The organism is Streptomyces sp. NPDC056452 (assembly GCF_042796085.1).
Lineage (GTDB): Bacteria > Actinomycetota > Actinomycetes > Streptomycetales > Streptomycetaceae > Streptomyces.
In genome coordinates, this window is record NZ_JBHTRI010000006.1 from 16,305 (window position 1) to 35,709 (window position 19,405).

Here is a 19,405-nt window from a genome sequence, read left to right on the forward strand (position 1 = left end):
ACTGGATCGCCCGTCCTCCGGCGGTGCCACAACGGCAGGCCGGAAGCGCGAGTCGTGCCCCTGTCGTGCCGTGTCCCGCACCCCCCGTTGCCGCCTCCGTGCCTCCGCGATGGGGCTGCCGGCCTTCGGGGCCGGCGCGGCGCCGCCGCCGGCACCCCGCATGCCACGCGCGAACCCTCCCATCACGATCCGGTCTCGGACGCCACTCGGGGGGTTGTTTTCAGTCATGTAATCGATTCCAATCGTCCGTGTAATCGATTCCACGGTCACCGTCCGCTGGTTTCGAGGCCCTCGGAACCACAAGGAGGTGGTCCGGAAATGGCGAGCATCAAGGATGTCGCGGCCCAGGCAGGAGTCTCTGTCGCCACGGTCTCCCGCGTCCTCAACAGCCATCCCTCGGTCAGCCCGGACGCGCGCAGACGTGTTCTCGCCGCCGTCGACGCCCTCGGCTACCGGCCCAACGCCGTGGCCCGCTCGCTGCGCACCGATCAGACGCGGACGCTCGGCCTGGTCATCAGCGACGTGCTCAATCCGTACTTCACCGCCCTGGCCCGCTCCGTGGAGGAGGAGGCCCGCGCGCTCGGGTACAGCGTGATCATCGGCAACGCCGACGAGCGGCCCGAGCAGCAGGACCACCACGTCCGTACGCTCCTGGACCGCAGGATCGACGGCCTCCTCGTCTCACCGGCCGACGGCGACTCCCCGCTCCTGCTGGACGTCGCGCGGACCGGTACCCCGATGGTCTTCGTGGACCGCTGGATGCCCGGCGTCGATGTGCCCGTCGTTCGCGCCGACGGGCACCGGGCGATCCAGGACCTCGTGGCCCACCTGTACGGGCTCGGCCACCGCAGGCTCGCCATCATCGCCGGCCCCGCAGCCACGACCACCGGAAACGAGCGCGTCGAGGCCTTCCGGGAGGCGATGCGCACCCACGGACTGGCACTGCCCGACGCGTACATCGGCCAGGGCGACTTCCAGGCCGACAGCGGCCGGCGCGCCACCGAGCAGTTCCTCGCGCTCCCCGAACCGCCCGAGATCGTCTTCGCCGCCGACAACCTGATGGCTCTCGGCGCGCTGGACGCCATCCGCGCGCACGGACTGCGGGTCCCCGAGGACATCGGGCTCGCGGCCTTCGACGACATCCCGTGGTTCGTCCACACCGGACCGCCGATCACCGCGATCGCCCAGCCGACCGGCGACCTCGGCCGCGCCGCCGTGCGCGCGCTGGTCGACATCGTCGAAGGCCGTCCCCCGCAGTCCGTCACCCTGCCCGCCCGCCTCGTCGTACGCAGTTCCTGCGGCGAGCCCACCCCGAACCTCTCGGACCGGAGGAGCAACTTGTGAGCGAGTCAGTCGAGTTGCTGCGCATCGAAGGCGTACGCAAGACCTTCCCCGGCGTGGTCGCCCTGGACAGCGTCGACTTCGACCTGCGCAGCGGCGAGGTGCACGTCCTGCTCGGTGAGAACGGGGCGGGAAAGAGCACCCTCATCAAGATGCTGTCCGGTGCCTACCGCCCGGACAGCGGCCGGATCTTCGCCCGCGGGAAGGAGGTCCGCATCCACGGCGCGCAGGACGCCGAGAAGCTCGGGATCGCCACGATCTACCAGGAGTTCAACCTGGTGCCCGATCTGACGGTCGCCGAGAACATCTTCCTCGGCCGCCAGCCGCGCCGCTTCGCGATGATCGACAGGCGCCGCATGGAAGCCGACGCCGAGGCGCTCCTGCGCCGCGTCGGCCTGCACATCTCGCCGCGGGCCAAGGTGCGCGAACTGGGCATCGCCCGGCTGCAGATGGTCGAGATCGCCAAGGCGCTCAGCCTGGACGCACGCGTTCTGATCATGGACGAACCGACCGCCGTCCTCACCTCCGAGGAGGTCGACAAACTCTTCCGGATCGTGCGGCAACTGCGCGCGGACGGGGTCGGCGTCGTCTTCATCACCCATCACCTCGACGAGATCGCGGCGCTCGGCGACCGTGTCACCGTCCTGCGCGACGGCCGCAGCATCGACCAGGTGCCGGCCTCGACCCCGGAGGACGAGCTCGTCCAGCTGATGGTGGGCCGCAGCATCGACCAGCAGTACCCCCGTGAACGCCCCGAAACAGGACAGCCGTTGCTGTCCGTACGCGGACTCACCCGCAACGGTGTCTTCCACGACATCAGCTTCGAGGTGAAGGCCGGTGAGGTCGTCGGACTCGCCGGACTCGTCGGTGCGGGCCGCACCGAAGTCGCCCGCGCGGTCTTCGGGGCCGACCCCTACGACGGCGGCAGCGTCGACGTACTCGGCGAGCGCCTCGGCAAGCACGACGTGACGGCTGCCATGGCGGCAGGGATCGGTCTCGTCCCCGAGGACCGCAAGGGCCAGGGCCTGGTGCTCGACGCCTCCGTGCAGGAGAACCTCGGCCTGGTCACCCTGCGCGCGGCGAGCCGGTCCGGCCTCGTGGACCTCAAGGGCCAGCGCACGGCAGCCGCCCGCATCGCCGAACAGCTCGGCGTACGCATGGCAGGCCTCGGCCAGCACGTCCGCACGCTCTCCGGCGGCAACCAGCAGAAGGTCGTCATCGGCAAATGGCTGCTCGCCGACACCCGCGTACTCATCCTCGACGAGCCGACCCGTGGCATCGACGTCGGCGCCAAGGTCGAGATCTACCAGCTCATCAATGAACTGACGGCCTCCGGCCACGCGGTGCTGATGATCTCCAGCGACCTGCCCGAAGTCCTCGGCATGAGCGACCGGGTGCTCGTCATGGCCCAGGGCCGCATCGCCGGTGAACTCCCCGCCCACGAAGCCACCCAGGACGCCGTGATGGCACTCGCCGTCAGCGCCGTCCCCATAGCGACGCCCGCACAGGACGCAGCGAACGCAGAGAACGAGAAGGAGAGCCCCCGTGGCCACTGACACGCTCAAGAGCACAACGGGCGCGGGCGGCGCCGCAGGACACACGGTCCGCCGCCTCCTGCTCGACAACGGCGCCCTCAGCGCCCTGGTCGTCCTGGTGGTGGCGATGTCGCTGCTCTCCGGCGACTTCCTCACCACCCAGAACCTGCTCAACGTCGGTGTGCAGGCCGCCGTCACCGCGATCCTCGCGTTCGGTGTCACCTTCGTCATCGTCTCCGCGGGCATCGACCTCTCCGTCGGATCGGTCGCCGCGCTCTCCGCGACGGTCCTCGCCTGGTCGGCAACCTCCGCGGGGGTCCCCGTCTGGCTGGCGGTCATCCTCGCCGTCGCCACCGGCATCGCCTGCGGCTTCGTGAACGGCGCCCTCGTCTCGTACGGCAAACTGCCGCCGTTCATCGCGACGCTGGCCATGCTCTCGGTCGCCCGCGGCCTGTCCCTGGTGATCTCCCAGGGCAGTCCGATCGCCTTCCCCGACTCCGTGTCGGTCCTCGGTGACACGCTCGGCGGCTGGCTCCCCGTCCCGGTTCTCGTGATGATCGCGATGGGCCTGATCACCGCACTCATCCTGGCCCGCACCTACATCGGCCGCTCCATGTACGCGATCGGCGGCAACGAGGAGGCGGCCCGGCTGTCGGGCCTGCGCGTCAAGAAGCAGAAGCTGGCCATCTACGCACTGTCCGGCCTGTTCGCCGCCGTCGCGGGCATCGTCCTCGCCTCCCGCCTGGTCTCCGCACAGCCGCAGGCCGCGCAGGGATACGAACTCGACGCGATCGCCGCGGTCGTCATCGGCGGAGCCAGCCTCGCGGGCGGTGTCGGCAAGGCGTCCGGGACCCTGATCGGCGCGCTCATCCTCGCCGTGCTGCGCAACGGCCTCAACCTCCTGTCCGTGTCCGCCTTCTGGCAGCAGGTCGTCATCGGTGTCGTCATCGCGCTCGCGGTACTGCTGGACACCCTGCGCCGCAAGGCAGGATCGGGCGCCGCGTCCGCGTCGGGTTCCTCGGCGGCACCCGGCTCACCGGGATCGGGCCGCAAGGGAGTCATGAAGCTCGGCATCGCCGTGATCTGCGTGGCGGCCGTCGTGGCCGCGGTGACCTTCTTCAACTCCGGGACATCCGGAGGCACCACCAAGGTGGGCATGTCGCTCTCCACCCTGAACAACCCCTTCTTCGTGCAGATGAAGGAGGGCGCGCAGGCGGAGGCGAAGGCGGCCGGGGTCGACCTCACGGTCACCGACGCCCAGAACGACGCCTCGCAGCAGGCCAACCAGCTGCAGAACTTCACCAGTTCCGGCGTGGACTCCATCATCGTCAACCCGGTGGACTCCGACGCGGTCGGGCCCGGCGTCCGCAGCGCCAACACGGCCGACATCCCGGTCGTCGCGGCAGACCGCGGAGTCAACAAGGCACACACCGCGACCCTCGTCGCCTCGGACAACGTGGCAGGCGGAAAGCTCGCCGCCAGGACACTCGCCGACAAGCTCGGAGGCAAGGGCAGCATCATCGTCCTGCAGGGAACCGCGGGCACCTCCGCCAGCCGCGAGCGAGGGGCGGGGTTCGCCCAAGGCATCAAGGCGTACCCGGGCATCAAGGTCGTCGCCACGCAGCCCGCCGACTTCGACCGCACCAAGGGGCTGGACGTGATGACCAACCTGCTCCAGTCCCACCCCGGGATCAACGGTGTCTTCGCCGAGAACGACGAGATGGCACTCGGTGCGGTCAAGGCCCTAGGCAGCAAGGCAGGAAAGTCCGTCCCCGTCGTCGGCTTCGACGGAACCCCGGACGGCCTGAAGGCCGTTGAGGCCGGCACGCTGTACGCCTCCGTGGCCCAGCAGCCCAAGGAACTGGGGAGGATCGCCGTACAGAACGCGGTCAGGGCCGCCGAGGACAAGAAGGTCGACAGCACGGTGAAGGTGCCGGTCAAGGTCGTCACCCGGCAGAACGTCGCCGACTTCTCCTGACCCCGCAGGCCCAAGGAAGGCAGCACCACAGATGTACGAGAACGAGGACTCCGCCCCCGTCAGGTACGACCTCCTGGTCGTCGGCTCGGCCAACGCCGACCTGGTGATCGGCGTCGACCGCCGCCCCGCACCCGGGGAGACGGTGCTCGGCTCCGACCTCGCCGTCCACCCGGGCGGCAAGGGGGCCAACCAGGCCGTCGCCGCCGCCCGCCTCGGCGCGCGCACGGCTCTGCTGGCCCGGGTCGGCGACGACGCCCACGGCCGCCTCCTGCTGGAATCGCAGCAGGAGGCGGGGGTCGACACCGGCGGAGTCCTCGTCGGCGGGGCGCCCACCGGGGTCGCCCTGATCACGGTCGACCCCTCGGGCGACAACAGCATCGTCGTCTCCCCGGGGGCCAACGCACGGCTGACCCCCGAGGACATCAAGGCGGCAGGCCCCCTGTTCCGCGCGGCCAGGGTCGTCTCCGTACAGTTGGAGATCCCCCTGGAAACGGTCGCGGAGGCTGCGCGCGCCCTCGCGCCCGGAAGCCGTCTCGTCCTCAACCCCTCCCCGCCCGCGCCCCTGCCCGAGGCCGTACTGTCGGCCTGCGACCCCCTCGTGGTCAACGAGCACGAGGCCCGGTACATCCTGGGCATCCTCGGCGACACGGCGGGCCCCGCACCGGAGGACTGGGCACGGACCCTGCTCACGCACGGCCCGCGCTCGGTCGTCGTCACGCTGGGCGCGGCGGGCGCGCTGGTCGCCGAGAGCCGGACGGCCGACTGCGTCCGCGTACCGAGCCCCGAGGTCGACGCGGTCGACACCACCGGCGCCGGCGACGCGTTCACGGCCGCGCTGGCCTGGCGCCTCGGGCTCGGCGAGGAGCTCGCGGAGGCTGCCGCGTTCGCCGTCCGGGTGGGCGCGGCAGCGGTGACAGGGCAGGGCGCGCAGGCGTCCTTCCCGACCGCCGCGGAGGTTGCCGCGCTGTGAAGAAGTCGGGCATCCTCAACCGTCATCTGGCCGGGGCGCTGGCCGAGTTGGGCCACGGCGACGGCGTCCTGGTCTGCGACGCGGGCATGCCGATCCCACCGGGCCCCCGCGTCGTCGACCTGGCCTTCCGTGCCGGTGTCCCGTCGTTCGCCGACGTGCTCGACGGACTGCTGGACGAGCTCGTGGTGGAAGGCGCGACGGCCGCGGAGGAGGTACGCGACGCGAACCCGGAGGCAGCCCGCCTGCTGACCGCCCGCCTCCCGGCTCTCACCCACGTCCCGCACGACGAGCTCAAGGCGCTCTCCGCAGAGGCCCGGCTGGTGGTCCGGACGGGAGAGGCCCGGCCCTACGCGAATGTACTGCTGCGGTGCGGGGTCTTCTTCTGAACGGACGGATCACCGCGGCCCGGCCAGCGGTTCGCTCAGCTCGATGGAGCGCAGGGCCGCCGCCAGTGCCTGCTCGTCGCCGACGTCGAGAGCCGTGTCGGTCAGCTTGATGACGTGTTCGTCGCCGTGCGCCATGGCCCGTTCGAAGACCTCTTCGGGGGTGAAGGTGCCCGGCGCGCCGTACACGACCGGGGCGTCGGGCGCGTACATGGCGGTCACCGCGGCAGATGCCGTCCAGGCGGCCCGCAGGCTCGGCACCCACAGGACTCGCGGAAGTGCGGGCAGGGTACGCAGTGCGGCATTGGGGGCCGTGGCCGCGTGGACCAGCATCGTCTCCTCGCCGTGCCCGTGCGTGGCGTACCGGTGGGTGGCGGCGCGCACGAGTTCGGTGAGGCGGCCGTGCGCCTCGTCCGGGTCCGTGACCGTGGCCGCCCACACCGGCAGTCCCGTGACGCGGCCGAGCCTGGCGGCGAAGCCGCCGTCCCGTTCGGCGATCGGGGCCACCGCGTCGAGGGCGGCGGCCGCGGTGTCGGTACCGGGCAGCGGGGCGAGGCCCGCGACGGAGTGGAAGCGGGCGGCCCAGTAGCCGAGGCCGTGGGCGAGCTCGGCCAGCCGCGGACCGGTGACCCCGCCGGCCTCACCCGCCTCGGTGCTCTCGGCGACCAGGAGCGTGCGCACCGCGTGGCCCACCCGGATCACCGGGTGCGTCGAACCGCCGTACATGCCCGGCAGGAGTCGGGGCCACCACTCGGTGAGCACATCACGCCAGGGGCGTTCGGCGATCTCACGGCCGAAGTGGTCGATCCAGTCGGCGGCTCGGCGCGAATCGCCCAGTGCCGACCGCCAGTTGCCGGCCGTGACGGCCTCGACCCGGGAAGGGAACTCCTCGAGCTTGGGTGCGTACAGATCGAGCCACCGGTGCACCGACCCGGACTGGCCGTGGGCGGCGAGGGCCTCGACGGCCATCGGCGCGTGATTGGTGAGCCGGCCGAGCCGCTCCGGTCCCGAACTGTGCAGCCGTTGGAGCGCCTCGTCGAGAATGCCTGTCGTATCCATGGCAAGGACGCTAGGGACAAACACGTATGCGGCGTAACAGGCGGAAGGCCTAGGACCACCGTCCGATGGTCGTACGACTTCGGGCGGTGCCCGTACACACTTCGACTCAGGCCCGTACGGACTTCGGCCGGGGTGCCCCCGCAGCCGGGTGACGCGAGCGCGGGCTCTCGGCCGAGGACGGAAATGTTCTGGCGGCCCGGCGGGGAGGGCGCTAGGCTGCCCCGCGATGAAGACCTACTCCAGCCACAGATTGGGGGACCCGTCCGCGCAAGGTGAGTGCTGATGCTCACTCAGACCGCGTACGGGGAATCCCTCCCGTCCTTCTGGCCGCGCGTGCGCGAGTTCGCCGTGCCGCCCTCCATGATCGAGACTGCGACCGCCCGCCGCCGTGCCGGGGACTGGGCAGGAGCGTGCGCCGCCGCAGGCGTCGACGTCGATCTCGACCTACGGTCCGTGGCACGTCTCCACGGTCAGGAACTCGTGGCCCGGCTCCGGGCCGACCTGCGCCATCTGGCACCCGACCTGTTGCGCTGGCACATGCCGAGGATCGGTCCGCACGGTCTGCTGCGCCCGGGCGTGACGATCGCCCTGGCCCGGTACGAGGCTGCGGGGAACGACGGCGTACGCCCGTTGCACCTCGTGGTCCGGACCCCGCCGGCCTGGGCGGACGCGGGGCAGCGGATGAGCCTCGCCCTGTGGGACGGATCCCACGCCGGGGCGGGCGCCCGCCGCCATCCGCATCCTCATCCGAACCGGCGGTTCCGCCTCGACCTGCACCGCCACCTGTGGGACGCGCGCAGAACCGGCGAGCTGCGGATCCGGTCCGGGGCCGGCCGACCGGCCCTCGCCGATGCGTCGGTGGACCCGGACGGCCTGGACCTGGTGCCGCAGGGGCGCCGCTGCGCCGTCGACCGGTGGGCGGCCGAGGCCGGGATGCTGCTCCACTCCGAGGGGCGGACCTCCGGAACCGTCGCCGTGCGCCTCGCGGTCCGGCACCGGCTCCACCTGCACGTTCCAGCGGATGCGGACGGTCCGGGCCCGCCCTCCCTGCGCATCGCGGAGGCGACCGACGGCGGCGTCCCGGCGCCCGTCCTCCCGGACGCGGCTACCTGGGTACTGCCCGACCTCGAACTCCTGCGTACCGGCGCGGTCGAGGCCGGCCGGCTGCACCCGCTGGTCGTCGCGGCACTCGTCCCGGAACACGTGCGGGCCGAGCCGTCGCCGACTCCGCACGCGGCAGGACAGCCTCGGCTCGTGGAGTGCCGGGGGGCTCAGCACCGGATCGGCCTGGTGGACGGGGTACTCGCCCCGCTCGACCACGACCCGGTCGAGATCCGCCGGGAGGAACTGCTGGTCGCACTGACCGGCACCCCGCTTCCCTGCCTGCAGGCCATCGACGAGGCGCACCGTCATCCTGACTGTCTCACCGGCGTCCGCGAACGGCTGGACCACGGCGACACCGCCGGCGCGCTGGCCGTCGTCGAGGGCCTGCTGGGTCCCGGCGCGGTGCTGCGCAGCGGTGCCCTGCGGGACGAGCTGGAGGCGGCCGCCCAACGGCGGATCACCTACGGCCTGTTCAGGGCCGACCTCATCGGACCGGGCCCGGTCCGCTACCGCCCGGACCACGTCCTGCTCCGCGACCCCCGCTCGCGCCCGCGCCACCTGACACCCCGCTGACCCGGGGGACCTCTGTCCCCGCGCCCTGCGCCGTCCGCCGCCCTTCGTCGTCCCCGCGCACTGCTCGCCCCGTCCTTCGTCGTTCCGCGGTCCTTCGCCGGACCCCACCACGAACCCAAAAGGTGATCACACATGTCCACTTGCACGCCGCCCGTCACGCACGCCACCCCCTCCGACCGAGCCCGCCTCTCCCAACTCGCCGTAGCCGACGGTCTGATGGCCCTGCTGCGCGACACCGCCACCGAATCGCGCCCCGACGAACAGCTCGAGGCCCTGACGCTGGCCGTGGCAGCCGATCTGCCCGTACTCCTGTGGGGTGAGCCCGGGATCGGGAAGACCGCGGCCATCACCCAACTCGCCGAGTCCCTCGACCTGCCGCTGACCACGGTCATCGCCAGCGTCCACGAACCGTCCGACTTCTCGGGGCTGCCCATCGTCGGCGACGACCCCGCGGCGAACGGTGTCCCGATGGCCCCGCCGGACTGGGCGGTGCGCCTCGTACGGGCCGGCCGGGGGCTGCTGTTCCTCGACGAGTTGTCCACCGCGCCGCCGGCCGTTCAGGCCGCCCTGCTCCGCCTCGTGCTCGAACGGCGGATCGGCGCCCTGCAACTGCCGCCGGGCGTCCGTATCGTGGCCGCCGCGAACCCGCGCTCCTCGGCGGCCGACGGCTGGGAACTGAGCCCGCCGCTGGCCAACCGGTTCGTCCACCTCCAGTGGCATCACGACCACGAGGTCGTGGTGCGCGGCCTCGGCGGCACATGGCCCCGCGCCACCCTGCCGCAGCTCGACCCCGGGAGGCTCTCGGAGGCCGTGGACTTCGCCCGCCGGGCGGTGTGCGGGCTCCTCGCGGCCCGCCCCAAGCTCGTACACCAGCTGCCCAGCAGCGAAACTCGGCGCGGCGGCCCCTGGCCCTCGCCCCGGAGCTGGGACATGACCCTGTGCCTGATCGCCTTCGCGACCGCGGCGGGCTCCTCCCGCGACGTACTGTCCCTGCTGGTCAGGGGTGCGGTCGGGGACGGACCCGGCCTGGAGCTGCTGGCGAGCCTGGACCGGATGGACCTCCCCGACCCCGAGGAACTCCTCGCCGACCCCGCGGGTGCCGTCCTCCCCGAGCGGGGGGATCTGCGCCAGGCCGTGCTCGACGGTGTGGTGGCGGCCGTCCGCAACCGCCCGGACCGGTCCCGCTGGGACGCGGCGTGGGCGCTCCTCGTCCGGGCGCTGGAGACCGGAGCCCCGGACCTCGTGGTGGTGCCCGCGACCACACTGGCCTCGCTGCGCCAGGAGAACTGGGACGTCCCGGCGTCGATCGAACGGCTCGCCGGAGTGGTGTCCATGTCCCGGCGCGCGGACCACGCCGCGGCCCGGGCCGCGGCCGCCACGAAGGCGAAGGCCCGCCGATGACTCCGGGAACGACGGGGGCACTGGACCTCGACAAGCTCTTCGCCGCCCGGCTGCACGCCGCCCGGGCCCGCCCCTACCTGGCGACCGCGCTGTTCGCCCTGCACACCGTGGAGTCGCGGCGGGTGCCGACGATGGGCGTCGACCGGTACTGGCGCTGCTACGTCTCGCCGGCCTTCGTGGCGCGTACATCGGAGGAGGAACTGGCCGGCGTATGGGTGCACGAGGTGTCGCACCTGTTGCGCGACCACCACGGTCGCAGCGACCGGGTCGCGCGCGAACGGGGGCTGACCGGTCCCGGCGAACGGCTGCGGATGAACATCGCCGCCGACTGCGAGATCAACGACGACGTGTTCGGTGACGGGCTGGTCCGGCCCGAAGGCGCCGTCCGGCCGGGGACCCTGGGACTCTCCGAGGGTCAGCTCATGGAGGACTACCTCCGCCAGTTCCGGCTCGGGCCGTACACGGAGGGTCTCGCCTGGCTGGACTGCGGCAGCGGCGCCGACGGACTGGAGCGGGAGTGGGACCTGGGACCGGACGGGGCGTACGGCCTCAGCGCGCAGGAACGGGACGCGGTGCGGTTCCGCGTGGCGCAGGGCATCACCGGCCGTCCGGGGCACACCCCGGAGGGGTGGCAGCGGTGGGCGGAGGAGGCGTTCCACCCGCCCCAGCCGTGGCGGGAGCTGCTCGGGGCGGCGGTCCGCTCGGCTGCGTCGGGCGCAGGCGAGGACTACACCTACGGCCGCCCGTCACGGCGCTCGGCCGGAATGCCAGGCGTCGTCCTGCCGAGCCTCCGGCGCAAGCCGCCCCGGGTCTCCGTGGTCATCGACACCTCCGGATCGGTCAGTGACGCCGAACTGGGCAGCGCGCTCCTCGAAGTTGCCGCGATCTCCCGTGCCGTGGGCGGCCGCCGCGACCTGGTCAGCGTCCTGCCCTGCGACGCGTCCGCCCGGGTCGTGCACCCGCTGTGCCGTGCCGAGGGGATCCCGCTGGTCGGCGGTGGCGGCACGGATCTGCGTACAGGTTTCGCGAAGGCGCTGCGGACGCAGCCCCGGCCGGACGTCATCGTGGTGCTGACCGACGGGCAGACGCCCTGGCCGAGTTCGCAACCGGCGTGCCGGACGGTGGTGGGCCTGTTCCCCCGGCGGGACGCGGGCGACGGCGGATGGGACGAGGACGATCCCGACTACGTCCCGGACTCGCCGCCCGCGTGGGCCCGAGTCGTCGACATCGGGTAGGCGCCCGCGGTCACCGCATGACGCCCGTGCTGTCCGTCGTGACGAGATAATCCTCCTCGCCACCCTCACCGGAACGACTGGAGGCCATGTTGCGCCCGATACACGACTTCGCCACCTGGGAGCCGCTGTTGAAGCTCCTGCGGGCGAGCAACGCGGAGAGCCTCGCTGCCCCCGGCGGCCATGTGGCGGGGCAGATCAGCGGGGCCGGGTGGAGTCTGCCGCTGCGGAGAGTCGCCCCGCAGCCCGGACGGGCCGCTCGGATCGAGGACATGCAGGACGAGATCGACGCGGTCGAGCGGGTGCGGAGCGCCCTCGTGGACGCCGGTGCCGCGTCCATCTCGTTCACGACGGAGATCTCACCTACGGGGAAAGCCGTGCTCCATCTGCTCGGTGGCGGCCCCGCCGTCGAACCCGGCATCGGCGGCCCGCACCCGGAATCCCTCGTCCTGGTCGAGGGAGCCGTCGCCGAGCCCTGGCGCCGCCTGCCCGATCCGATGCCCGACGCGGTTCCGGCCCCTTCCTCGGATCCCGGGCTGCTGGAGCGGACACTCCGCAAACGCCTCCCCGACGCCATCGGGGCCACCGAGGCCGAGTTCGCCGCCACGGAAGCGCGCCTGGGCGTGGAACTGCCCGACGAACTCAAGTCGCTCTACCGGGTGACACGGGGCCGGTGGGAGGACTGGGGTGACGACTACGACGCGGCGGTGCGGGCCTTCGAGGCGGTCGGCTGCGAACTCTTCCCCCTGGACGACCTGTTCATCGCCGACGCGTCGTCCCGTCCGTGCCCCTGGCGGTTCGCCGCGATGGAAGCGGTCGTCACCCTGCCCGACGACCCGGTGCAGGGGCTCGTCGGCTCTCCCGGCTGGATCGTCTTCGGCGACAACGGCGGCGGCGACCGGATCGCCGTGGACCTGACGCCCGGCCCGCGCGGGCACACCGGCCAGGTCATCATGATCAGCCACGAGGAGAACAGCGGCGCCGACCTGCTCGCCGACTCCGTCACCGACCTGGTGATGAAACGCCGGAGCACGGTGCGCGGCCGAGGCCGACAGGACCTGCCGCCGGCTGTGGCCAGGGTGAACATCCGAAGCCTGACCAGCATCGAGGCCGCCGCGCACCCCGGTCTGGAGGTCCTGTCCATCGGCGTGTGGGACGACGAGCCGCTCAGCCTCGCCCCCGTTGCCGGACTGCCCCGGCTCCGGAGCCTCAGCGCGTATCCCGGTACGCTCGCCGACCCTCTGGAGATCGCCCAGCTGACCGGACTGGAGTTCCTGGATCTGGGACCGGCGGAATGGCGGGTGCTCCTCGACGCCGATGCCGTCCCGCGCAGCCTGTCGGCCGCCTCCATCGAGGTACGCGGGAATGAGCACCCGCTGGCGGTCGCGGCCCTCGCCAACGAACTCCTCGCCCTCTGGGACCGTCCGCGGATCACCAGAACCACCATCGAGGGAGACCTCGGCGTCCCGGTGCGATGAACCCCCACGATCACTGTGCCGACCGGCCCGTACCGGTGCGCAGGGCGGTGATGAACCAGGCGAGGACCGGTGCCAGACTCGGCGGCACCGGCCACCCGTTCACCGTTGCCAGGAGCTGCCAGTAGCACTCGGCCCGGGGGTCCGCGCCGGTCTCCAGCCGGGTCACGAGCCATGGGCGCAGGTCACCGTCGTCGCGGCGTTCGAAGGCGGTCGCGTAGAGGGCGGTGAGGGAGTCGAGGACGGGCGCGGCCTCCGCGGAGTCGGGCGGGATGCCGCGGCGAGGGCCTCGCCGACCTGCTCGCGTACCGCTTCGGTGAGGTCGTGGTGCAGGCCGGTCCGGTCTCCCCGGGACCGCTCGGCCGCCTGGCGCTCGGCCATCCGGCGCACGGCGGAACGGAAGTCCGAGTCCCGGCAGAGCTCGGCGAGTTCGACCCACGCCTCGATCTGCGTAGAGCGCGTCACCGTTCATGTCCCCACCTTGCTGTCTCCCCCAACGGGAGACAGCAAGGGGAAATCTCCCGGCCCCGGTTGCTCCGCGACGGCGCGCCCCCAGCCGTCCGAATCCCCCCTTCGGGCAGGGTGTCCTCTGTTGCGTTTGCGTGTATCTGTCGCTATAGGGGAGCAGTTATGCAGGAGTGTCGGCCGCCGCGCTCGATGCCGAGGGCCGAACCCCTTCAGCTCCGCAGGCCGACCTCCCGGCCGCTGCCGTGGCTGATCACGGTCGCCGTGGTCTTCGTCGTCGTCCAACTGGCCGTCGTCGTACCGGGGTCGGGGCTGGCCTGGGACGAGACCGTCTACGTCAGCCAGGTCGGCGGCAACGCCCCACCCGCGTTCTTCAGCGCGCCCCGTGCGCGCGGCATCTCCTACCTCGTCGCTCCGGCCGCCGCACTCACCACCTCCACGACCGTGCTGCGGATCTACCTCGCCCTGCTCTCCGCCGCCGCGCTGGTCGTCGCCCTGTGGATCTGGCGGAAGGTGCTCCCCGCGCCCGTACTCGTGGGCGCGGGCGCACTGTTCGCCGGGCTGTGGCCCACTCTGTTCTACGGCCCCATGGCGATGCCGAATCTCTGGTGCGCCCTGGGAGCCCTGGCTGCCACCGGCTGGGTCGTGAGAGCTGTGGGCGGCGCCGATGGGCGCGCGGAGCTGGTCGGGGCGGGGGCCGCCGTGGCCCTGGTCGCCCTGATGCGTCCCGCCGACGGGGTCTGGCTGACGCTGCCGTTGGCCCTGGTGGCGGTCCTGCTGCCCGGCCGGCGGCGCCCCGACCTGTGTGCCGCGCTCGTGCTCGGGCTGCTGGCGGGCTGCGCGCCCTGGGTGGTCGAGGCGTACGCACACCACGGGGGCGTACGTGCCCGGCTGCACCGGGCCAGCGAGATCCAGGGCGGCCTGGGATGGAACATCGCGGTGGACGACCAGGTGAGATCCCTGGAGGGGCGCACCCTCTGCCGTCCCTGCAACATTCCGTGGAAGCGCCCGGGAACGGCCGTGTGGTGGGCCGCGGTTCCCTTCCTCGCCGTCTGGGGGACGGTCGTCGCACGCCGTGCGGACCGAGGCACCGTCGCCCTGGTGGCAACGGCGACCGCGGGGTCATTGGCCGTGCCGTACCTGTTCCTCATCGAGTACTCCGCACCCCGGTTCCTCCTCCCGGCCTACGCGTTGCTGGCCGTACCCGTGGCCGAATGCTTCTTCCACCTGTTCACACGGGCGCGGGACGCCCGAAGGCCGGTGGGCTTCGCGTTGCTGGCCCTGGTCCTCGGCGGTCACCTCGCCGTCCAGCTGCAGGTCCTCAGCCGGGTGGCGGCCAGCAGCCACTCCACGAGCGCCGACTACGCGGCCGTAGCAAATGCGTTGAACCGGCTCGGGGTCCGTCCACCGTGCGTGGTCAGCGGGGAGCAAGCCGTCCCCATCGCGTACTACGCCGGCTGCTCCTCGCGTCAGACCAGCGGGCACGATACGAGCATCACGCCCGGAGCCATCAAGGCAGTCGCACGCCGGACACCGGTGGCCGTCCTCGTCACGGGCCGTGCCGAACCGCCCTCCTACGCCCGCGCATGGCGCTCCGTCCCCTTGCCTCCCACGCGTGGCGCCGGGCCGTACCGGGGCCTCCTGCCGTGGACGGACACCGCTTCGGCCGCGGCTGTCGCGGGGCCCGCGGGCTACGGGGTGCCACCCAGCTTCCCCTCGATCCACGTGACACCGAAGCGCACGACCTCGGCGGCTTCGAACAGGTAGCACGTCGCTGCGCCGACCTGGCCCCGGCGGCCGATTCCGGCGCCCAGCATGTCCTCGACGACGGCCTCGAACGGATCCTGGTCCCCGGACACGACGGAGGAGTAGTCGAAGGCACCGTGTTCCGAGTCGATGTCGCGGAACCGCCGCCAGATCCGCCGCCCGTCGACGCGGATCGGCTGCTCGTAGTCCACGAACCGCTTGCCCGGTGCCACGGCGAGCGCCTCCGCATGGTGCAGGAGCGTGAGAGTGTCCAGCGGGGCACCCAGGAGAAGGACCCGGCCGCCCAGGTCCACCAGCTTCGCCAACGGGCTGCCGGGGCCGTGCGGGTGGTCCCAGGGGTGGTCGGCCATCAGCGCCGGAGCGGCGGCACCGAGCGCGGCGAAACTCGCGTCGGGGTGGCGGCTGCGGACGGCGCCCGGCCGCCGGCGCAGTGCCTCCGGCAGACGGCCGACGTCGTGGTCCGCCTCGCTCAGTTCGGGGTCGTACGCGGGATGCTCCGCGCGCACGGCGTCCTGCCACGCCTGCGGCCAGTCGGTGAAGCCGTAGGGCGGGGCGTCGTTCCAGCCGCAGGTCACCATCAGGGTCCCGCGGTTCCCGACGACCTCGCCGAGCGCGTCGATGACCGTCTGAGGACCGCCCGCCACGTATCCGATGGCGGACATCCGCGTATGGAACATCACGATGTCGCCGTCGGTGAGACCGAGCGTGGCCAGGTCCTCGACGAGCCGACCACGGGTGACGGGGCCGTGTGCGCGCCGGAGCGATGCCGAGTCGTCCATGGACGCGAAGATATCCGCCGCCCGGCAGGCGCGGGGAGACACGCGCTAGGATCGGCCGCGTGACTGCCGGGTCGGCCATGGGCCATGTACGAGAGAGGCGCCCGGCCTTGGCATGACCGCGTGGCGGGCGCGAGCCCCGCCCCTCCCTCCGTGTCGTCCGTCCGGCGCCCGCTTGGGGCGCCGTCGTCCCAACGGAATCCACGAACCGGAGAGTTGCCACAGATGTGCAGTCAGTACGCACCCGAGCAGGGTGTCACCACCGTCCAGCTCGACCACACCGCCGTGTACGCCACGGACCGCCACCTGTCGGCCGAGTTCATGGCCGCGGTCCTGGGGCTGGAGGTCGGCCGTCAGTTCGGCCCGTTCCTGCCCGTCGACCTCGGCAACGGCGTGACGCTCGACTACTACGAGAAGCGGGACGAGCCGATCCAGGGGCAGCACTACGCGTTCCTGGTGCCCGACGCGCAGTTCGACGCGATGGTCGGCCGCCTCCAGAAGCTGGGCGTCACCTACTACGCGGACCCCGGCCACAGCGAACCCGGGCACATCAACCGGCTGTTCGGCGGCCGCGGCGCGTACTTCGACGACCCGGACGGCCACAACATGGAGATCATGACCCGGCCCTACGCCCGGCCGTAGGAGACCGCGGGTCACGCCCCCTCGCTCCGGGGCCGGGACCGGCCGGCCATGAAGCCGACCATCGTGCGCGACTCCCGGGCGCAGGGCGGTCATCCACCCGCCCTGTGCCCGGCGTGGCGAACCGTCAGGGAGTGACGAGCACCTTGAGCGACTCGCGCCGGTCCATCGCGCCGTAGCCTTCGGCCACCTCGTCCAGGGTCACCGTGCGGTCGAAGACCCGCCCGGGGTCCACCGTTCCGTCCAGCACCGCGGGCAGCAGCTCGTCGATGTAGGCGCGCACCGGAGCTGGGCCGCCGGTGAGGGTGATGTTCGGGCCGAACAGGCTGCCGAAGCCGATCGCCGCTTCCTCGTACTGCGGGACGCCGACCCGGCTGATCACACCGCCGGGCCGGACGACGCCGACGGCCATGTCGTAGGCGGGCATGTGGCCCACGGCCTCCAGCACCGTGTGGGTGCCCTGGCCCCCGGTCAGTTCGCGGACCTTCTCGATGCCCTCCTGGCCGCGCTCGGCGACGACATCCGTGGCGCCGAAGAAGCGGCCGAGATCCGTGCGGTCCTTGTGGCGGCCCATCAGGATGATCCGCTCGGCACCCAACTGCTTCGCGGACAGGACGGCCATCAGGCCGACCGCTCCGTCCCCGACGACCGTGACCGTGGTGCGGGGGTTGACGCGGGCCTGCCTGGCGGCGTGGTACCCCGTGCCGTACACGTCCGCCAAGGTCAGCAGGGACGGCAGCAGCGGGGAGTCCTCCCCGACGGGCAGCTTGACCAGGGTGCCCTGGGCCTGCGGGACGCGCACCGCTTCGGCCTGGGCACCGCCGACGCCGCCGGAAGCGAAGAACCCGCCCTGCGGGCAGGAGGTGTGCAGGCCCTCCCGGCACAGGTCGCACGTGTTGTCGGCGTACGCGAACGGTGCCACGACCAGGTCGCCGCGCCGGAGGCCGGAGACGTCCGCGCCCAGGTCCTCGACGACGCCGAGGAACTCGTGGCCCATCGGGGCCGGACCGTCGGAGGCCGCCATCGTGTGGAAGGGGTGCAGGTCACTGCCGCAGACGCAGGAACGCACGACGCGTACGACCGCGTCGGTCGGCTGCTGGAGAGCCGGGTCCGGCGCGTTCTCCACGCGCACGTCACCGGCGCCGTACATGAATGTTGCTCGCATGGGGGGTCTCTTCTCTGGTGGTACTCACAAGGGAGGACAGCGGACCCGGGACGGGCGCCGGGCGCCGTCCGGTGTCAGCGGCCGGTGGTGCGCGGGCCGCCGTACTGCTCGTCGGTGACCTTCTCCAGCCACGTGGTCTCCGGACGGTCGTCCCCGAGGCCTTCCCACAGCGCGAGGTGCTCCATGAACCGGTCCGGTACGGCCCCGTGCCAGTGCTCCTCACCGGGCGGGCAGGCCACGGTGTCCCCGGGGTGCGCCTCGATGACCGTGCCGTCCCGGGTACCGATCAGTGCGACCCCCGACACGATGTGCAGGGTCTGGCCGACGGCGTGGTGGTGCCAGGCGGTGTGGGCGCCGGGAGCGAAGCGGACCATGTTGGCGCGCATACGGGAGGGCTCCCGGCCGGCCTGAACGACGTCGAACCACACATCGCCGGTGAACCATTCGGCCGGGGCCTTTGTCGTGGGCTGCTGCTTCACCAATTCCATGGGTGTCTTCTCCTTCGGGAAACCACTGCCGCTGCCGGCCGCTCCGCCAAGGTTTACACCTGCCTGCGCGCCCGCAAAGGGGAGACTTTCCTCCGGGGAGAGAAACATCCTGGGAGAGATCTCTCCCCCTCTCACGTCGGCCGACCGGTGCCAGACTGGAACACATGGCTTCCGATGCGCACCTGAACGAGCTGGGCGAGTTCCTCAAGGCCCGCCGCAGCGAGCTCAGCCCTCGTACCGTGGGTCTGCCCGAGAGCGGCGGCCCCCGCAGGGTTCCCGGACTGCGCAGGGAAGAGGTTGCCCGACTGGCCTCGATCTCCACCGACTACTACACCCGTCTGGAGCAGGGGCGTATCCAGGCGTCCACCCCTGTGCTGGGGGCTCTCGCCCAGGCCCTGCACCTCGACGACGACCAGCGCGACTACCTCTTCGGCCTCGCGGGAAAGGGGAGCGCGCGGCCCCGGCGGCGTGCGCGGCAGAAAGTGCAACCGCAATTGCGGCGGCTCCTGGACGATCTCAGTACCACCCCGGCCATTGTCCTGGGGCGACGTATGGACGTCATCGCATGGAACTCACTGGCCGCCATTCTGGTCACCGATTTCGGCAAGGTTCCGGAAAAGCAGCGGAACTACGTACGGATCCTCTTCACGGATCCGGCCATGCGGACGCTGTACGCCGACTGGGAGACCGTGGCCCGCACCTGCGTCGCCCAACTGCGCATGGAAGCCGCCAAGTACCCCGACGACCCCAGGCTCACCGCCCTCGTGGGGGAGCTCTCCGTCCAGGATCCCGACTTCCGCCAGTGGTGGGCCGCCCACCAGGTCGCCACGCTCAGTGTGGGCACCAAGGTGCTCCACCATCCGGTCGCCGGCGAGCTGTCCCTGGACTGGGACACGCTCACCGCCACGACCGACCCCGACCAGCAGCTCGTCGTCTGGACGGCGGAGCCCGGCACTCCGTCGCACGACGGGCTGCGCATCCTCGCCTCCTGGGCCGCCGAGCACGGGCCGGCCCCCGACACCGCCCCCGACGCCGCAGGCTGAGGACCGATCGT

Annotated in this window: 18 protein-coding genes; 12 read left to right on the forward strand and 6 right to left on the reverse strand. The window is 72.1% G+C overall.

All coding sequences use genetic code 11. From position 1 onward, the window contains the following. The first annotated feature begins 318 nt into the window (after nucleotides 1-318). The 5 genes from ACFQ6X_RS07835 to rbsD are packed head-to-tail and all read left to right on the forward strand — an operon-like array spanning nucleotide 319 to nucleotide 6,210. Nucleotides 319-1,344, forward strand: a complete 1,026-nt coding sequence (locus ACFQ6X_RS07835) for a LacI family DNA-binding transcriptional regulator (protein ID WP_383177516.1) — start codon at nucleotides 319-321, stop codon at nucleotides 1,342-1,344. Further along, on the forward strand, nucleotides 1,341-2,897 hold the full coding sequence (locus ACFQ6X_RS07840) for a sugar ABC transporter ATP-binding protein (protein WP_383177518.1): 1,557 nt from the start codon (nucleotides 1,341-1,343) through the stop codon (nucleotides 2,895-2,897). Before ACFQ6X_RS07835 ends, ACFQ6X_RS07840 begins: the two co-directional genes overlap by 4 nt. After that, on the forward strand, nucleotides 2,887-4,854 hold the full coding sequence (locus tag ACFQ6X_RS07845) for a substrate-binding domain-containing protein (RefSeq protein ID WP_383177521.1): 1,968 nt from the start codon (nucleotides 2,887-2,889) through the stop codon (nucleotides 4,852-4,854). The genes ACFQ6X_RS07840 and ACFQ6X_RS07845 overlap by 11 nt, the downstream gene beginning before the upstream one ends. Before the next feature lie 31 nt (nucleotides 4,855-4,885). Beyond that, entirely contained in the window at nucleotides 4,886-5,824 is a 939-nt protein-coding gene (locus tag ACFQ6X_RS07850; protein WP_383177524.1) for a ribokinase, read from the forward strand. Further along, nucleotides 5,821-6,210, forward strand: a complete 390-nt coding sequence (rbsD, locus tag ACFQ6X_RS07855) for a D-ribose pyranase (protein ID WP_383177527.1) — start codon at nucleotides 5,821-5,823, stop codon at nucleotides 6,208-6,210. The genes ACFQ6X_RS07850 and rbsD overlap by 4 nt, the downstream gene beginning before the upstream one ends. A 9-nt stretch (nucleotides 6,211-6,219) precedes the next feature. Here rbsD and ACFQ6X_RS07860 read toward each other — a convergent pair whose 3' ends face one another. Next, entirely contained in the window at nucleotides 6,220-7,266 is a 1,047-nt protein-coding gene (locus ACFQ6X_RS07860) for a questin oxidase family protein (RefSeq protein WP_383177530.1), read from the reverse strand. 282 nt (nucleotides 7,267-7,548) lie between these two features. Between ACFQ6X_RS07860 and ACFQ6X_RS07865 the strand changes: the two genes are divergently transcribed. The 4 genes from ACFQ6X_RS07865 to ACFQ6X_RS07880 all read left to right on the forward strand — a co-directional run bounded on the left by ACFQ6X_RS07865 (nucleotide 7,549) and on the right by ACFQ6X_RS07880 (nucleotide 13,054). Further along, nucleotides 7,549-8,943 (forward strand): hypothetical protein, encoded by a 1,395-nt coding sequence (locus ACFQ6X_RS07865; RefSeq protein ID WP_383177533.1) that lies wholly within the window; start codon nucleotides 7,549-7,551, stop codon nucleotides 8,941-8,943. A gap of 132 nt (nucleotides 8,944-9,075) precedes the next feature. Beyond that, a complete protein-coding gene (locus ACFQ6X_RS07870; protein WP_383177536.1) occupies nucleotides 9,076-10,344 on the forward strand; it encodes an AAA family ATPase in 1,269 nt (422 codons plus the stop codon). Further along, a complete protein-coding gene (locus ACFQ6X_RS07875; protein ID WP_383177539.1) occupies nucleotides 10,341-11,579 on the forward strand; it encodes a VWA-like domain-containing protein in 1,239 nt (412 codons plus the stop codon). The genes ACFQ6X_RS07870 and ACFQ6X_RS07875 overlap by 4 nt, the downstream gene beginning before the upstream one ends. A gap of 89 nt (nucleotides 11,580-11,668) precedes the next feature. Beyond that, nucleotides 11,669-13,054, forward strand: coding sequence for an SMI1/KNR4 family protein (locus tag ACFQ6X_RS07880; RefSeq protein WP_383178144.1), 1,386 nt, complete (start codon nucleotides 11,669-11,671; stop codon nucleotides 13,052-13,054). 10 nt (nucleotides 13,055-13,064) lie between these two features. Here the strand turns inward: ACFQ6X_RS07880 and ACFQ6X_RS07885 are convergent, their stop codons facing one another. Then, entirely contained in the window at nucleotides 13,065-13,220 is a 156-nt protein-coding gene (locus tag ACFQ6X_RS07885; protein ID WP_383177542.1) for a hypothetical protein, read from the reverse strand. After that, a complete protein-coding gene (locus tag ACFQ6X_RS07890) occupies nucleotides 13,217-13,516 on the reverse strand; it encodes a hypothetical protein (protein ID WP_383177545.1) in 300 nt (99 codons plus the stop codon). The genes ACFQ6X_RS07885 and ACFQ6X_RS07890 overlap by 4 nt, the downstream gene beginning before the upstream one ends. A gap of 165 nt (nucleotides 13,517-13,681) precedes the next feature. On the opposite strand from ACFQ6X_RS07890, the gene ACFQ6X_RS07895 reads away from it, so the two are divergent. Next, nucleotides 13,682-15,283 (forward strand): hypothetical protein, encoded by a 1,602-nt coding sequence (locus ACFQ6X_RS07895; RefSeq protein ID WP_383177548.1) that lies wholly within the window; start codon nucleotides 13,682-13,684, stop codon nucleotides 15,281-15,283. Here ACFQ6X_RS07895 and aac(3) read toward each other — a convergent pair. Beyond that, the gene (gene aac(3) / locus ACFQ6X_RS07900; RefSeq protein ID WP_383177551.1) at nucleotides 15,208-16,062 is read right to left on the reverse strand and encodes an aminoglycoside 3-N-acetyltransferase; all 855 of its coding nucleotides are present in this window, start codon (nucleotides 16,060-16,062) and stop codon (nucleotides 15,208-15,210) included. The genes ACFQ6X_RS07895 and aac(3) overlap by 76 nt on opposite strands. A 222-nt stretch (nucleotides 16,063-16,284) precedes the next feature. On the opposite strand from aac(3), the gene ACFQ6X_RS07905 reads away from it, so the two are divergent. Beyond that, nucleotides 16,285-16,701, forward strand: coding sequence for a VOC family protein (locus ACFQ6X_RS07905; RefSeq protein ID WP_383177554.1), 417 nt, complete (start codon nucleotides 16,285-16,287; stop codon nucleotides 16,699-16,701). A 124-nt stretch (nucleotides 16,702-16,825) separates the two neighbouring features. Here the strand turns inward: ACFQ6X_RS07905 and ACFQ6X_RS07910 are convergent, their stop codons facing one another. Continuing rightward, nucleotides 16,826-17,863 (reverse strand): alcohol dehydrogenase catalytic domain-containing protein, encoded by a 1,038-nt coding sequence (locus ACFQ6X_RS07910; protein ID WP_383177557.1) that lies wholly within the window; start codon nucleotides 17,861-17,863, stop codon nucleotides 16,826-16,828. A gap of 74 nt (nucleotides 17,864-17,937) precedes the next feature. Beyond that, the gene (locus tag ACFQ6X_RS07915; RefSeq protein ID WP_383177562.1) at nucleotides 17,938-18,351 is read right to left on the reverse strand and encodes a cupin domain-containing protein; all 414 of its coding nucleotides are present in this window, start codon (nucleotides 18,349-18,351) and stop codon (nucleotides 17,938-17,940) included. A 164-nt stretch (nucleotides 18,352-18,515) separates the two neighbouring features. Between ACFQ6X_RS07915 and ACFQ6X_RS07920 the strand changes: the two genes are divergently transcribed. Then, on the forward strand, nucleotides 18,516-19,394 hold the full coding sequence (locus ACFQ6X_RS07920; protein ID WP_383177565.1) for a helix-turn-helix domain-containing protein: 879 nt from the start codon (nucleotides 18,516-18,518) through the stop codon (nucleotides 19,392-19,394). The last annotated feature ends 11 nt before the right edge of the window (nucleotides 19,395-19,405 follow it).